General features: G+C 43.1%; 12 protein-coding genes. 2 read left to right on the top strand and 10 right to left on the bottom strand.

Annotated elements, in window-relative coordinates:
• Nucleotides 1–11 precede the first annotated feature (11 nt).
• The 4 genes from L1070_RS02295 to L1070_RS02310 all read right to left on the bottom strand — a co-directional run bounded on the left by L1070_RS02295 (nt 12) and on the right by L1070_RS02310 (nt 3,880).
• Nucleotides 12–1,616, bottom strand: coding sequence for an AbgT family transporter (locus L1070_RS02295; protein WP_237124318.1), 1,605 nt, complete (start codon nt 1,614–1,616; stop codon nt 12–14).
• Between the two features lie 211 nt (nt 1,617–1,827).
• Complete coding sequence (locus L1070_RS02300; protein WP_237124319.1) at nt 1,828–3,297, bottom strand: FAD-binding domain-containing protein; 1,470 nt, start codon at nt 3,295–3,297, stop codon at nt 1,828–1,830.
• The gene (locus L1070_RS02305) at nt 3,290–3,598 is read right to left on the bottom strand and encodes a hypothetical protein (RefSeq protein ID WP_237124320.1); all 309 of its coding nucleotides are present in this window, start codon (nt 3,596–3,598) and stop codon (nt 3,290–3,292) included. The genes L1070_RS02300 and L1070_RS02305 overlap by 8 nt, the downstream gene beginning before the upstream one ends.
• Nucleotides 3,599–3,613: 15 nt before the next feature.
• Nucleotides 3,614–3,880 (bottom strand): DUF3081 family protein, encoded by a 267-nt coding sequence (locus L1070_RS02310; protein ID WP_237124321.1) that lies wholly within the window; start codon nt 3,878–3,880, stop codon nt 3,614–3,616.
• 81 nt (nt 3,881–3,961) lie between these two features.
• On the opposite strand from L1070_RS02310, the gene L1070_RS02315 reads away from it, so the two are divergent.
• Entirely contained in the window at nt 3,962–4,897 is a 936-nt protein-coding gene (locus L1070_RS02315; RefSeq protein ID WP_237124322.1) for a ribonuclease Z, read from the top strand.
• On the opposite strand, the gene L1070_RS02320 is transcribed toward L1070_RS02315, so the two are convergent.
• The 4 genes from L1070_RS02320 to L1070_RS02335 all read right to left on the bottom strand — a co-directional run bounded on the left by L1070_RS02320 (nt 4,862) and on the right by L1070_RS02335 (nt 9,716).
• Nucleotides 4,862–6,187 carry a DUF2252 family protein gene (locus tag L1070_RS02320; protein WP_237124323.1) on the bottom strand — a complete coding sequence of 442 codons (1,326 nt, stop codon included), beginning with the start codon at nt 6,185–6,187 and terminating at the stop codon, nt 4,862–4,864. The genes L1070_RS02315 and L1070_RS02320 overlap by 36 nt on opposite strands.
• A gap of 392 nt (nt 6,188–6,579) precedes the next feature.
• Complete coding sequence (locus L1070_RS02325) at nt 6,580–7,383, bottom strand: DUF1338 domain-containing protein (protein WP_070982993.1); 804 nt, start codon at nt 7,381–7,383, stop codon at nt 6,580–6,582.
• A gap of 66 nt (nt 7,384–7,449) precedes the next feature.
• Nucleotides 7,450–8,469: an arginine N-succinyltransferase gene (astA, locus tag L1070_RS02330; RefSeq protein WP_237124324.1), complete on the bottom strand. Its 1,020-nt coding sequence runs from the start codon at nt 8,467–8,469 to the stop codon at nt 7,450–7,452.
• A gap of 41 nt (nt 8,470–8,510) precedes the next feature.
• Complete coding sequence (locus L1070_RS02335; RefSeq protein ID WP_237124325.1) at nt 8,511–9,716, bottom strand: aspartate aminotransferase family protein; 1,206 nt, start codon at nt 9,714–9,716, stop codon at nt 8,511–8,513.
• A gap of 165 nt (nt 9,717–9,881) precedes the next feature.
• Between L1070_RS02335 and L1070_RS02340 the strand changes: the two genes are divergently transcribed.
• Nucleotides 9,882–10,310 (top strand): Lrp/AsnC family transcriptional regulator, encoded by a 429-nt coding sequence (locus tag L1070_RS02340; protein ID WP_070982990.1) that lies wholly within the window; start codon nt 9,882–9,884, stop codon nt 10,308–10,310.
• Nucleotides 10,311–10,418: 108 nt separating this feature from the next.
• Here the strand turns inward: L1070_RS02340 and L1070_RS02345 are convergent, their stop codons facing one another.
• Together L1070_RS02345 and L1070_RS02350 are read right to left on the bottom strand one after the other, a co-directional pair.
• On the bottom strand, nt 10,419–10,991 hold the full coding sequence (locus L1070_RS02345) for a hypothetical protein (RefSeq protein WP_237124326.1): 573 nt from the start codon (nt 10,989–10,991) through the stop codon (nt 10,419–10,421).
• Nucleotides 10,992–11,376: 385 nt separating this feature from the next.
• Nucleotides 11,377–13,314, bottom strand: a complete 1,938-nt coding sequence (locus L1070_RS02350) for an EAL domain-containing protein (RefSeq protein ID WP_237124327.1) — start codon at nt 13,312–13,314, stop codon at nt 11,377–11,379.
• Between the last annotated feature and the right edge of the window lie 421 nt (nt 13,315–13,735).

Genomic DNA, 13,735 nt, shown 5'->3' on the forward strand with positions numbered 1-13,735 from the left:
TTTTTAACACGTTAAGGCGTGTAATAGATGGGTGAGTTGGGTCCTACTGGTAACCCGAAACCAAATACCCAAATGTAAAACAGCGCAACCCAACCAATGAAGAAGAACATACTGTATGGCAGCATAGTTGCTACGAGTGTACCGATCCCCATGTCTTTTTTGTATTTGGTTGCGACGGCAAGAATTAAACCAAAATAACTCATCATGGGGGTGATCAAGTTGGTGACGGAATCACCGATACGATAAGCGGCCTGAATGGTCTCTGGCGCATAACCTACCAACATCAGCATAGGAACGAAGATGGGGGCTGTTACAGCCCATTGTGCTGATGAAGAGCCAAGGCTTAGGTTTACCAAAGCACACATAAAAATAAACAGTACAAATACTTCAGGGCCCGTTAGGTTTAACGCTTGTAACAAAGCCGCACCATTGATAGCCAAGATGGTTCCTAGGTTTGTCCACTTAAAGAACGCCACAAACTGCGCAGCAAAAAATACCAGAACGATGTACATACCCATTGAGCTCATTGATTTGCTCATCGCATCAATGACGTCTCTGTCATTTTTCATGGTGCCTACAACGCGACCATAAACAAAGCCTGGGATAGCAAAGGTGACAAAAATAAATACTACAATGCCTTTAAGGAATGGTGAACCTGCCACTTCGCCAGTCTCTGGGTGACGTAAAATGCCGTTCTCTGGCACAATGGTGAGTGCTAGGAGTGCAGATACAATCAGTAATGTAACACCTGCCCATTTCAGGCCAGACTTCTCTGTGGCACTTAAGTGTTCGATGTTGTTTTGGCCTAAATCGATACTGGCTTCATCTGGGTTATATTTACCTAAGCGAGGCTCTACGATCTTTTCAGTGACTAAAGTACCGACGATGGCTATTAAAAACACCGAAATCATCATGAAATACCAGTTTGCTTCTGGGCCTACCTGATAACTTGGGTCTATCATCTGCGCTGCAGGCGTGGTAATACCGGCAAGTAGTGGGTCAATTGTACCTAACAATAAGTTGGCACTATACCCGCCAGATACACCGGCGAAAGCCGCTGCTAGACCCGCTAGAGGATGGCGTCCTAAACTGTGAAAAATCATAGCCGCTAATGGGATAAGTACCACATAGCCAAGTTCTGAAGCAGTATTCGATAAGATTGCAGCAAAGACCACCATAAAGGTTACCAAGCGCTTTGATGCGCCCATTACCATGCCGCGCATTGCCGCTGAGAGTAAGCCAGAATGTTCGGCAACACTGACACCAAGTAGGGCAACGAGCACGGTGCCAAGTGGCGCAAAGCCAGTAAAGTTTGTTACCAGTCCTGTTACGATTTTTTGTAGACCTTCGGCACTGAGCAGGCTCACGACCTCTATAACACCATCTGGATCACGTCCTTTAGCACCTTCGGGGCGAGGGTCAATAGCACTCAATCCCATCCAGTCAGCGATACCACTGAACAACACGATGGCAATACAAAACATAGCGAACAATGTAATCGGGTGGGGAAGCATGTTGCCTAAAAACTCAACAGTGGCTAAAAATCGATTAAACCAACCTTTGCCCTGTTGATTATCAGGTTGCTCCTGCGCTTGTGTCTCTACAGCATTTGACATAGCAAACAATCTCTAATATTCAAAAAATTGCCGTAATTTAACATTTTTTATCTTTTTGGTCACAGAGATTCGTTAATTAACCTTAATCTTGGGATGAAGTAACCATGTTTATTGTGCTTTGAGCGTTTATTATTCGAAGGGTTTAACTTTTACGCAAACTATACTCAGCGGATTTATTGGAAGGTTTGCACTATACCCTTTTTCGGGGAAATCAAAGTAAGCGCAGTTGCACCGACGAAGAGGTAGTGGGCTTGCGATGCTTGCGGTTTTGCCTAGAAGCATGCGTTCTGATAACTCTTTGTGTTTCACTGCTGTCGATATGGTTTTTATAGTACTGTGAAATTTTTTCCTTGGCGCGCCTAGCTCCGTCATCTGGGGTTCTATTTGGCTTTTCATATCGGTCTGTTTTTAAGCCGCTATATAACCATGGCGTGTGGATGTAGCTGTTTGGTACATGGTCAAGCTCTGGTAGGTATTTTCGAATAAATGTGCCGTCGGCATCATACTTTTGCCCTTGGGTGACGGGGTTATAAATACGAAAGGGATTGATACCCGTAGTGCCTGATTGCATTTGTATCTGCGGGTAGTGAATACCAGGCTCATAGTCGATAAAAGTGCTGGCCAAGTAAGCGGCAGTTTGTGGCCAATCAAGCCACAAATGATAGCTTGCATAGGAGACTAACATGGCGCGCATTCTAAAGTTCAACCAACCTGTTTGGTTAAGCATACGCATACAAGCATCAACAAAAGGCACGCCCGTACAGCCCGCTTTCCAACGTTCAAATAAGTGTGTATCAAATTCATTGGTACGCATATTAATTAGCGACTTGTGTATAGCCTGTCGAGCATAGCGCGGTTCAGACTCCAGCTTTTGCACAAAATGACTATGCCAATGCAAGCGGGCAATGAACCCCGCCTTTTGACGTTTATTCACTTGTAATGAAATGGCTTGTTTAAGTACTTGTTTTAGGCTCAATACGCCATAACATATGTAAGGACTGAGTCTTGAGCTGCTGGTTACGGATGTTAAAGGGCTAGAAATCCCAAAGAGATATTGATTAATACGGTGATTAAAAAAACTCTCCAGTGTGTTGTTTGCTGCAAGTAACCCACCCAGTTGCATTGCTTTGGCCGTGAATTTGTCGTTACCCAGATAGTCATCAAGTAGTGCTAAGCCGCTGTGATGATTGAGCAAGGAATTAATCTTTGAAGGTGCGCTCAGGGCTGGGCTATCGAGCCAGTCAGCGGCTTTGCGTTGCCAATGGTCGCGATTGAGTTTTCCCCGAAAAACGGCTTGCTGAGGGTATTGGTTAATTGAGATTTGTTGGCTTCGACACCAGTTAAATACCCGAGTATCACGGGAAAACGTCCAATCATTACCGGTTTCTTGGTGGCAGTAGAGCGTATTTATTGGGTATTTTTGATGTATTTTGCTGAACAGCTCCACCACATCGCCCGTTCTTACGCACAAATAGCCACCGCGTTTTTCAAGTGTCTTTGTGTAAGAATGTAAGCTTTGAGCTATAAACTCAAACTGTCGTGCGCTTGTGTCTGGAAGTTGCCAGTAATCGGGTTCAATCACATAAACAAATAATGTTGGACGATTGTTTTGTTGGCTGTAATAAAGTGGAGCATGATCATCAACGCGAAAATCTCGTTTTAGCCAAACTAGATTAATCATCAACAACCCCTTTAAACAATAAAGGATAGCGACGAAGTCGGTTGCCAATATAATCTTCAGCGAGGATTTGAACGATTATTCTGTCGATGTCATCGTCAACTTCCAGCACCCATTCAAATCTTTCTATGGCTGTTAAGAAGCCTCTTTTAAGGTGGGCCTGTTGTTTATAAAGTTGGCAATTTTGCTTAATGATGGTGAGCTTATTCGGGTGGGTTTTAAGCTCATTAAGGGCCGCGATGATAAACGCTTTATGTCTGCTATCATCGCGTTTTGTTGGTCGTCTTGCTCTGCTTCGTCTCATAAAAACATAGTGTTGTTAGTCGTCATTTAATTGCTTTTTGATTTGCTCAATTTTGCGAATAAAGTCGTCTTTGTGTTTGTCGTGCTCGTAATCAAGATGATAAGTGTTGTGAAAGCCAAAGCGCATTAGCACACCACTGCCTTTTAAATACACTGTGTAACCATCAATATCTGAAAACGCGGTGATGCCCCCATACAACTTACCTTCTTCTGCCACATCGCCGTGTTTTTGAATATATTCGTACACGCTGAGTATTGTTTTGCTATCGAGTTCGTTTTTCATTGCACTTTCACCTTTGTTATTCCGTTACGTATTAGAATTAGGGTAGGATCATCAGAACACAAGTTTTATCGATGTAAAATTATGGATGTACAATTTTTAGGCACGTCATCGGGCAGCCCCAGCCGATTTAGAAATATGTCCGCTACCGCGGTGAGTTTTGAAACGAGCAAACAGTGGCTATTAGTTGACTGTGCCGAAGGGACGCAACATCAACTGCTATCGACATCTTTGTCACCAGCGAAAGTGGCTGTGATCTGTATTACCCATATTCACGGTGATCATTGCTATGGTTTGCCAGGTATGCTGTCGAGTATGTCTTTACATGGGCGCACGCAGCCTGTCACCTTAATCGCGCCTCAAAAGCTTATTCAATTTATTCACTTAAGCCTTGGCCTGACCGATGTTAAGCTAGGTTTTGACTTACAGTGCCATGCAGTTGAATCATTGGCGGGGGAGTTAGAGCTATCATTTTGTCGAGTAAAAGCGATAGAGCTTAAGCATAGAGTGCCAAGTTTTGGCTATCAAATTACCGAATGCGGGGTGCCTAAAAAGCTAGAAATTGCCAAACTCGAAGCAGATGGCATTGCCAGCGGACCACACTATAACGCACTGCAAAAAGGGCAGGATGTAACCTATGAGGGTAAAAAGCTACGCTCAACAGAGTATACTTTTGATAGCTGGCGTCCTCGGAAAATCATAATTTGTGGTGATAACGAAAAGCCAGCAAAACTGCAAAATGACGTGGATGACATAGACCTGTTAGTACATGAGGCAACTTTTACCCATGCAGATTTGCTCCGTGTTGGTACGCACACTGGGCACTCCGATGCAAAACGCATCGCAGAGTTTGCCCAAAAGCATCATATTCCTATGCTCGCACTCACGCATTTTAGCGTGCGCTACCATGGGCCCGGCATGCTTGAGGCGCTAAAAAGTGAAGCCAACGAGCACTACCAAGGGCTGCTTTATTTTGCAGAAGACTTACTCAGTTTGAGCATTCCTAAGCAGCGAAACTAGTAACTCTTGGTCTTCTTGAACTTGCTGTGCATACGCTTGAGCTGCATTAACGAGCGCTTCAGTATGTACACTTATGGTGTCTAAACAAGCTTGCTGAAACAGTATAGAGCGCCTGTCTCCGCGCATATGTGCCAGCGCCAAACTATGACCGCAGCTAGCAGCATACTGACTCAAACCACCTTTGAGGGCAGCACGTTTACCAAGCATAAAATCTTCGGGATCGCATCCCACTCTGGCGTGATGACGAGAGCGTACGAGCCAGTGCTTGTCTTGCCAGATAACATCATCGAGCACCAAGTCTGGGCGACGTTGCATTTTACGCTGGCAGTTCACCGTCAGGTGGGCTGGGTTCAGTTGATTTATAGGGCTTAGGTTTGCAAAATAGTGGAGGGGGGCCGCAAGACGTTGCTGCTTGATTTCAACGATGTGACACAAATGGAAATCTCGTCCCTGTGTTTTTGCAGACTCTGGGCCTACAAGTAAGTAGTAACGAGTGAGGTTATGAGAGCCAGTCCCTGCACTCAAACGCTCCACGATATCTAAAATCTTATCATCCACATACGGTGCAAACCGTGTTTGTATTTCATCATAAAGCCCTTGAGGAAGACGTTTGAAACGTTCTTGATCATTTTTAAATGCCAGCGTAGATTGCGAAAAATCGAGTTCTTTTGCCAGTGTGCTATTGGTTGTGAATGCTGCCCCCCCAGCCTTTCTTTGTATCGCTTTTTGCCAGCGTTTATACAAAATGTGCTCTTTATCAAAGGTTGTTAACGCTGAGCGTGTGGTCAGTGTATCTTGAACAGAGCCATGACATGCGTCTAAGTATGCGCGAACAAACTCTTTACTCCCTTCAAGCAATTGTTCACTCGAAACTAAAGGTTTTTGCCGAATATTGAGATCATCGGTACTCATTTGTAATTCGCTGGCGTGGAGACGTGCTAAAAATAGGCTGGTTATAAATCGAAACAGGTCCCAGATTGCATGTCCAACGCAGGCATCATCAAAGTCATTGGGGGTAAATATAATGGTATCGCCATGTGAACCTTCTTCGCTGATAAAGCCAAAGTTGCCGGTATGACAATCACCAATAATATGCGTTAGAGGAATATTAAATAGCGCATCGGGTATGTTGATACGGTTGGTGGCAAAGTCATGGTACATCAATGCTGCACTACCACGCAGAAATAGAAAGGGGCTGCTTGCCATTTTCTGGTGCTTTGGCAAAGTGCCAATAGGCAAATCTCCATCAATGTGAATTAATATACTTTCTACCTGTTCTATTCTATTCATATTTTTCCCTTGCATTGGCTGCACTCACAGATAAATGTATCTCCTAAAGCCTAAACACACTCACTATGAGTTACCAAATAAGATGACGATTAACTAACGCTAACGAAACTAAATGACAAATGTGTTACATAGGTGTGTAGAGGAAAGTCATTTAAAGCTTTTGAGAGAAATGGGTATTGATCGAGACGGTCAATCAGCGTGTATTGTATTAGCAGTATTTGCTGGAAATTAAATGAGGACAGCTGCTATTTTCAGCTCGCTGGAACCTCAAGGGTCATGCGTATCTCTGGGGGCGGTTGCGGCGTGAGGTACGGTACGTGCCCATTAAAAAGGCCCGACTTAAGTAATAAGTCAGGCCTTTTATCTTTGGGATTAATTAACTTTTTCGCAGCTTAACGCGCGTTAGTGCTTTCAAAGATTTTGTCAGCGGATGCTGCAACAAATCCAGTATAAATTTCACCGTCTGGTTTGTTATAGCGAAGCGCAAACTCGTAGAAACAGCTAGGGATATTAAATTCACCATCACTGAATACCACAGGTTGGTGATCCGCAAGCGTGGAAGATTGCTCTAACAACACTTCAGGAGAGCCTTTAATTTCACCACCTGATGTATTTAGTTCAAAGCCTGCATCTTTAAGCGCTTGGTTAACAGCTTCAATCGTTGTGAAGTTAGCCAAGTAATTGATGCTTACTGTGAAGTGGTTTGCTCTGTAGCCCCAAGCAGACATCCAAGCAGCGTATTCGCTTTCTTTTAATAGTTGCTGGTAAGTCTCGTGGCTTACCTGCCAGTGTGTGCCTGAATATAGGAAGTTATCGGCTGTCACAGCATTCTCATCAATTTGAGAAACCATGTCATTGACGATAGCTTGTAGCTCTTCTGAACATTTCTCTACCAACAACTCAGAGATAAATACTTTAGGTTTAGTTGGGTCTGAGTGCTCATAGTGTTTTGCATATAGCTTTTTAGCTTCAAAGTGGTATTCACCACACTCTTTGTAACCAACCGCTTTAAAGTGTGCAGCGAGCTTTTCAAGGCCTACTTTTTCGTGGTTAAAAGTACGAAGCGCAATATGGTCATTGATCACATCGTCCTGCTGAGTAGAGCCTAGCAGCTCATGAACTTTTACCGCTGAAGGAGTAACAGATAGGTAGTTATTCCAAAGTTCGTCAAATAATTGATCAACATTGTTGTGCATAATGGATTCCTTAATTTTGCGGATTACCCGCGTTAACTTGGTGCGATTAAGCTCGACGCAGCAAGTTTATAACGTAAATGTTCTGACCAAGTCACCATTACTCAGCTCAAGTGCCTGCGCGACGCATGGCTCTAAGTTGAGCGTATTCGTGGTACTGTCGTACGAACATTTATCTGTAAATGTAGCTCTAAAGTTGGCTAACCCTTGGTTGGAGATTGCACGCGCTTTACCAGAAACATCACTGGTGATATTCACCGCTGCGACAACTGAGCGCTGTACAGTGCGTATATTCTTCAGTTTGGCTTCAACCGTAGGGCCTGCATCAAATAAATCAATATAGCCGCGATGCTCAAAACCTTCTTTTTCAAGTAGCTTTAGTGCAGGTTTGGTTTTTTCGTGTACTTTACCTATTACCGCTTGAGCGTCTTGACTGAGCAAGTTGGCATAAATCGGGTACTTTGGCATCAGCTCGCTGATAAAGACTTTATCACCCAAACCGACTAAGTGATCAGCTTGGGGAAACTCGATACTGAAAAAGTGCTCTTGTAGCCACTTCCAAAAGGGAGAGTTACCCTGACTGTCACTCACACCACGCATTTCGGCAATGACTGTATCGCTGAAACGCGCTTCGTGGTCTGCCATAAAGACAAAGCGTGAACGACTTAAGAATCTACCTGCAAGGCCCTTTCTGAATGGTTCTCGTAGGAACAAAGTACAGATCTCACTGCACCCCGTATAGTCATTACACATGCTGAGAATTTCAACTGTGTTATAAACATCCAAAGTACGTGAATGATGTACGGTTTTGCCCATATGATAGTGATACAATGGCACTTGCATACCGACGGCGGCTTCTATTGCCGTGGTTCCCATGATTTCGCCGGTTTCACTGTCTTCAAGTACAAATACATAACCTTCATCAAAAGGCTTATCTAGCTGTTTGCTGAAGCTACGCTCGGAGCGAGAAATCTTATCTTGCAGCAATTGGTCATCGACAGGTAATGAGGTAAAACCGTGACCTGATTCGATGGCGATTTGCTTAAATGCAGCAAAATCATTACTGGTTATTGGTCTTAGTATCTGCATAATTGCAACCTACGGGAGGCACAAAGGCCTCCCTAGCTCGATTAACCGTTAACCACGTCAGCAACAGCTAGCTCAAACCTTGCCATACCTGCTGCAATATCTTCATCAGGAATAACTAATGAAGGAGTAAAACGAATCACATTAGTACCCGCTACGAGTGTCATTAACCCGTGTTTAGTGCTAGCGACTAAGAAGTCACGTGCACGGTCTTTGTAGTCATCATTTAATACCGCACCGATTAACAGGCCTTTACCACGCACTTGTGCGAAAACTTTGTATTTTTCGTTGATAGCATTTAGTGCATCGCGAAATAATTGTTCTTTGTGCTTTACTTGAGCCAGCACTTCAGGGGTATTTACCGTGTCAAATGCCGCTTCTGCAACCGCACACGCTAACGGGTTACCGCCGTACGTAGAGCCGTGAGTACCGACTTTTAAATGCTTAGCAATATTATCTGTCGTGATCATAGCACCGATAGGGAAACCGCCACCTAGCGCTTTTGCTGTGCTTAGAATATCAGGCGTTACACCTAGACCTTGGTACGCATATAGTTCACCAGTGCGACCAACACCTGATTGCACTTCATCAAAAATTAGCAGCGCGTTGTGTTTGTCACACAGTGCGCGAACGCCTTTTACGAACTCTTGCGTTGGAGAGATGATCCCGCCTTCACCTTGTAGTGGTTCCATCATCACTGCACAAGTTTTATCGCTGATCAACGCTTCGAATGCCGCAAGGTCGTTGTAGTCACAATGTACGATATCGGCAGGTTTTGGACCAAAGCCATCTGAATATGCAGCTTGACCACCAACCGTCACTGTAAAGAACGTACGGCCATGGAAGCCTTTATTGAATGCGATAATTTGTGTTTTATCTTCGCCGTAGTTATCTAGAGCAAAACGACGCGCTAATTTTAGCGCCGCTTCGTTCGCTTCTGCGCCAGAGTTGGCAAAATAAACTTTGTCTGCAAATGTTGCATCGGTAATTTTCTTTGCTAGACGAAGTGCAGGCTCGTTGGTCATCACATTTGATAGGTGCCACAACTTTTGACCTTGCTCAGTTAACGCGTTTACTAACGCAGGGTGACAGTGGCCAAGGCAGTTAACGGCAATACCACCTGCAAAATCAATATACTCGTCGCCTTTTTGATCCCATACACGTGAACCCTTACCCTTTACTGGGATCACTTCAGATGGATTGTAGTTTGGTACCATAACCTGATCGAATAATTCGCGGTTAGTTTGCATGACGACTTCCTCTTAATATTTTACTTCAACTTGTTTGCACCTTTTCTAAACGATTGCAAAGGTGCTTGATGTTTCTCATTATCACGGTGATCAAAGTAAATTTGCAGTGCAAAAATGTGCAAAATGATTAAAATAAAAGTCAAATTAATGAAGTGATTTACCAAAATGATAACTTTACAAGATGAAAAGCTCATTGCGTTACTGAGAAGTAACGCCCGTGCAAGTATTTCCGATCTCGCTAGAAGTTTAGATTTGTCGCGCTCTACCGTACAAAGTAGGCTGCAAAAACTTGAGCAATCAGGAGTCATCCAAGGGTACAGTGTTGAATTTGGCGAAGCCTATTTGTCGGAGCTGGTAGAAGCTCATGTATCCATTAAGGTCAAACAAAAGTTGACGACCAAAACCAATATTGCTTTAAAACATATTACCCACATCAGTGCGCTTTATGCCATCAGTGGAGAGTACGATATGATAGCGGTCGTTGAAGCACAAAGTCTGCAACAGCTAAGTACAATTTTGGATGATATTGGTAATTTAGAAGGGGTAGAGCGCACAAATTCATCGGTGATCTTAGAGACCAAGTTCAAGCGTTAAAAGCATGCAATAAGTACTGTCTAATTGATTGAATTTATACGGACTGGTGTGAAAAGGCAGGTGCAGTGCGTGCTGAGCACGCACTGTGAACTTGATGAGTGCTCGATGTTATTGTATCGCTTTTACTGTACTTAGGCGTGTTGATAATTTAACAATTACAGGCTTTATGACTAAGTTAGACACCGCTGAAATAGACGCCATTATTAGCATGCCAAGCAGGGGGATCACCGCGCCAAATATAATTGAGGAGGCTAAAACATGTGCCAGAATGCATTCGGAACGATAAATTGGTACAAACAGTCCTGCGACCAGCATACCCAGCGCGAGATACATGGTGATGTCTTGGTGCCCTAAAACCCATGCTATGGACTGCAGAGCAGTCACACAAAACATAATAGCGAAGCCCATTTTAACGTGCTTGGGTATTGTTACTGCCACGTTTTTATTTTCTTCGTCTTCAAGCTTCATTCTTTTTATCACTCTGTGTGCGGCGAACCAAGCAAGAGTAGGGAGCACTAGCATGCCCCAGTAATTAGAAATACTTGGGTAATTAGGGTTATGAAGTAAGTAATGGCTTATAACCCCACCATTTAAATGCTCCCAAGTAAGTGTAGCCCCGACAAAAGCCGCGACGATTGCGACTAACCAGTACTGTTGTTTGTGAACGGTTTTAATACCCATGTTATTTCCTTAATCTTATTGTTATGGTCACTATCAGTTTGCTGATATAGGCATAACTTGAGCCAACTTTATAAAGCTATATAAATCAGTTTGTTATATTCTTATGGCTATAAAAGCAAGCGAAGTGCTATACGATAAGGCGAATAAATTGGTCAAATAGGCTAAATAGTTGTCAATGTGAGCATATGTGCTGACTGTGGTTTCTATGCCTATGTAAACGCTCAGCGCAGGCTTTAGTCAGCTCTGATCTGAATAACAAAGCAAGAAGGTATCATTATGCGCACTTGCAGATAACAAATATTGTTAGAAAACTCATAGTCTGAGCCAGTTATTTGAGCTGCTTTTTAATGGTAAAAACAGAGGAAGCTGAGCAAGTCGTTAAGGCCTAATGCTTAGATTGATTCTGCTCAGTATCATCAGGTAGCCACACGCCGGTGCCAGTGGCGGCCATTTGATTCATGCCCGATCTAAGTACCTTGTTGCACACGCTTTGTGAGCTTTGGGGTTTGCTGACCAAGTAGCCTTGGACGCATCGGATCCCCATGCTTTTGACCAGTTCAAATTGCTCTAGCTCTTCTACGCCTTCTGCGATAACGCGTAATGAAAGTTGATTTCCCAACTCACTGATAGAACGAAGTATTTGCTGATACTTTTCGTTGCTTTTGGCTTGGTTTATAAAGTGCTTATCAACTTTTAACACGTCAATCGGTAGGTCGGCCAGTGTACTTAAAGAGCTAAACCCCGTTCCAAAGTCATCAATAGCGATGGTTACGCCCATTTTTCTGCACGCTTCAAGCTGGTTGATGATTTTTTGACTGGCTGTAATAAGTGTTGATTCAGTGATTTCTAGCATTAAGGCGTGGGCGGGTAAGTGTGTTGTGTGTAATGTTGTTTTAACCCATTCATACACATCTCGATGTTTGAGTTGTACACCTGAAACATTCACAGAAATTCTCACTTGTTTCATACCCGCTTTATACCAAGAGTACATTTGGTTGCAGGCGGTGGTTAAAATCCAGTCGCCCAGCTCAAGAATTAGGTTGGTTTCCTCTGCAATAGGAATAAACTCATCGGGGGCTATCATTCCCTCAACAGGGTGATGCCACCTTACCAATGCTTCAAAGTAATCAATGGCGCAGTCTTCCACATGAACAATAGGTTGAAACGACAAATGAAAGTTATTTTCACAGATTGCGGTTCTGAGCTCTTCCAGTAAATAATGGTAACGGCGCATTTTGTTACCCATTTCTGGTGAATATACTCGAAATATCCCTCGACCATCTGATTTGGCTCGATACATGGCGACATCTGCCATTTGTAAAAGCGCATGTGGTCTGGCTGCACTTTCTGGGTAGATAGCAATACCTATGCTTGCACCGATTTTTATTAGCTTATTACCAAGGTGAAAGTCTCGCTCAATTTCATTGAGTACCGCTTGAGCGATATCATTACAGACACTTGGATGCTTTAAGTGAGGAATAAACATAGAAAACTCATCGCCACCCAACCGTGAAAGGTTACGCTCAAGTGCCAGACTTGGCTCAATGTCTTCAAGCTGATATTGCTTTACGATACCTTTTAAACGATGCGCCACCTGAATGAGGATATCATCGCCAAAACTGTGGCCAAATGCGTCATTGACTTGTTTGAAACCATCTAAATCAATAAACAGTAGTCCACACCGCTCATTGTTTTCTGCCGCGGCTTTTAGTTTCTTTTCGATGTGTTGTAAGTAAGCGTGTCGGTCTATTAATAGCGTGAGCTTATCCTGAAATGCCAAGCTGGCATGTTTTTGTTGTGAATCGGCGAGTAATTCTTTTGCGTGCTCAAGCAATGTAGCGATTCTGTTTTGCGTGTCGCCAGCTGAAGTATTGCCTTTTGATGAGGATGAAATGTTATTGATGAGATTGATGACCTGCTGTTCAATCACACCTAAATCTTTATCGTGCTGAGAAGATTTACGGCGACGGTGCAAATATAGCGCTATGGTCAAAACAATGATGGCAAAAGCGCCAATTGCTTCTGTACTAGTGAGCGCGTGATACAGCACTGAACGGGTTTCAACTAATGCTGTGAGGCCTTCAGAACTAGAAATTTCTACATAATCTTTATCATTTGCGCTGACAATGGGCAAATTAAATAAAAAGATACGCAACCCCCAGTTTTCGCTTGGATGAATAAACTTGGATTCGATTGTCTCAAGTTTTACATCAGTTTGATGATGTAAGTTGTGCAGTACCTTGATACACAACAGATTGGTGACGTACCCAAGTACGAGCAAACTAAGAATACAAAGGCATAGTTTTTTCAGGGGGTTATTCATTACTAAAATACGTCCATATAGCTGCTTATTTAGCAAGTCAATATGTAAGTATTGTGCATAGAAAAGAAATGAACAACTCGGTACTTAACACTTTTTTGTTCAATACAGTGCAGAAATGTAAATTATATGTGTCTAGTGTTTGTAAGTCATTGACGTAAGTATTAATTTTATTCACTTTACAGAAATAACTGTACATCTTACTTTAATCTTCAAAATATTGGTGTGTGTTTTGCTGTATCTACACTGGACCCTAAACACAGGCCAATAAGAGATGTTTTGCACAAAAAAAGTGCAATGACATGTTGAAAATGCACTGTCATAAAGCGTAAATACTTATTTGGTTTACTCTTATTATGACTACCACTGTTTCCGATTGTTAAGCAGTTGAAGGCACGGCACTGTGGCAAGGATTAAATTACCA

This window comes from Pseudoalteromonas sp. MMG022, assembly GCF_021654245.1.
Lineage (GTDB): Bacteria > Pseudomonadota > Gammaproteobacteria > Enterobacterales > Alteromonadaceae > Pseudoalteromonas > Pseudoalteromonas amylolytica.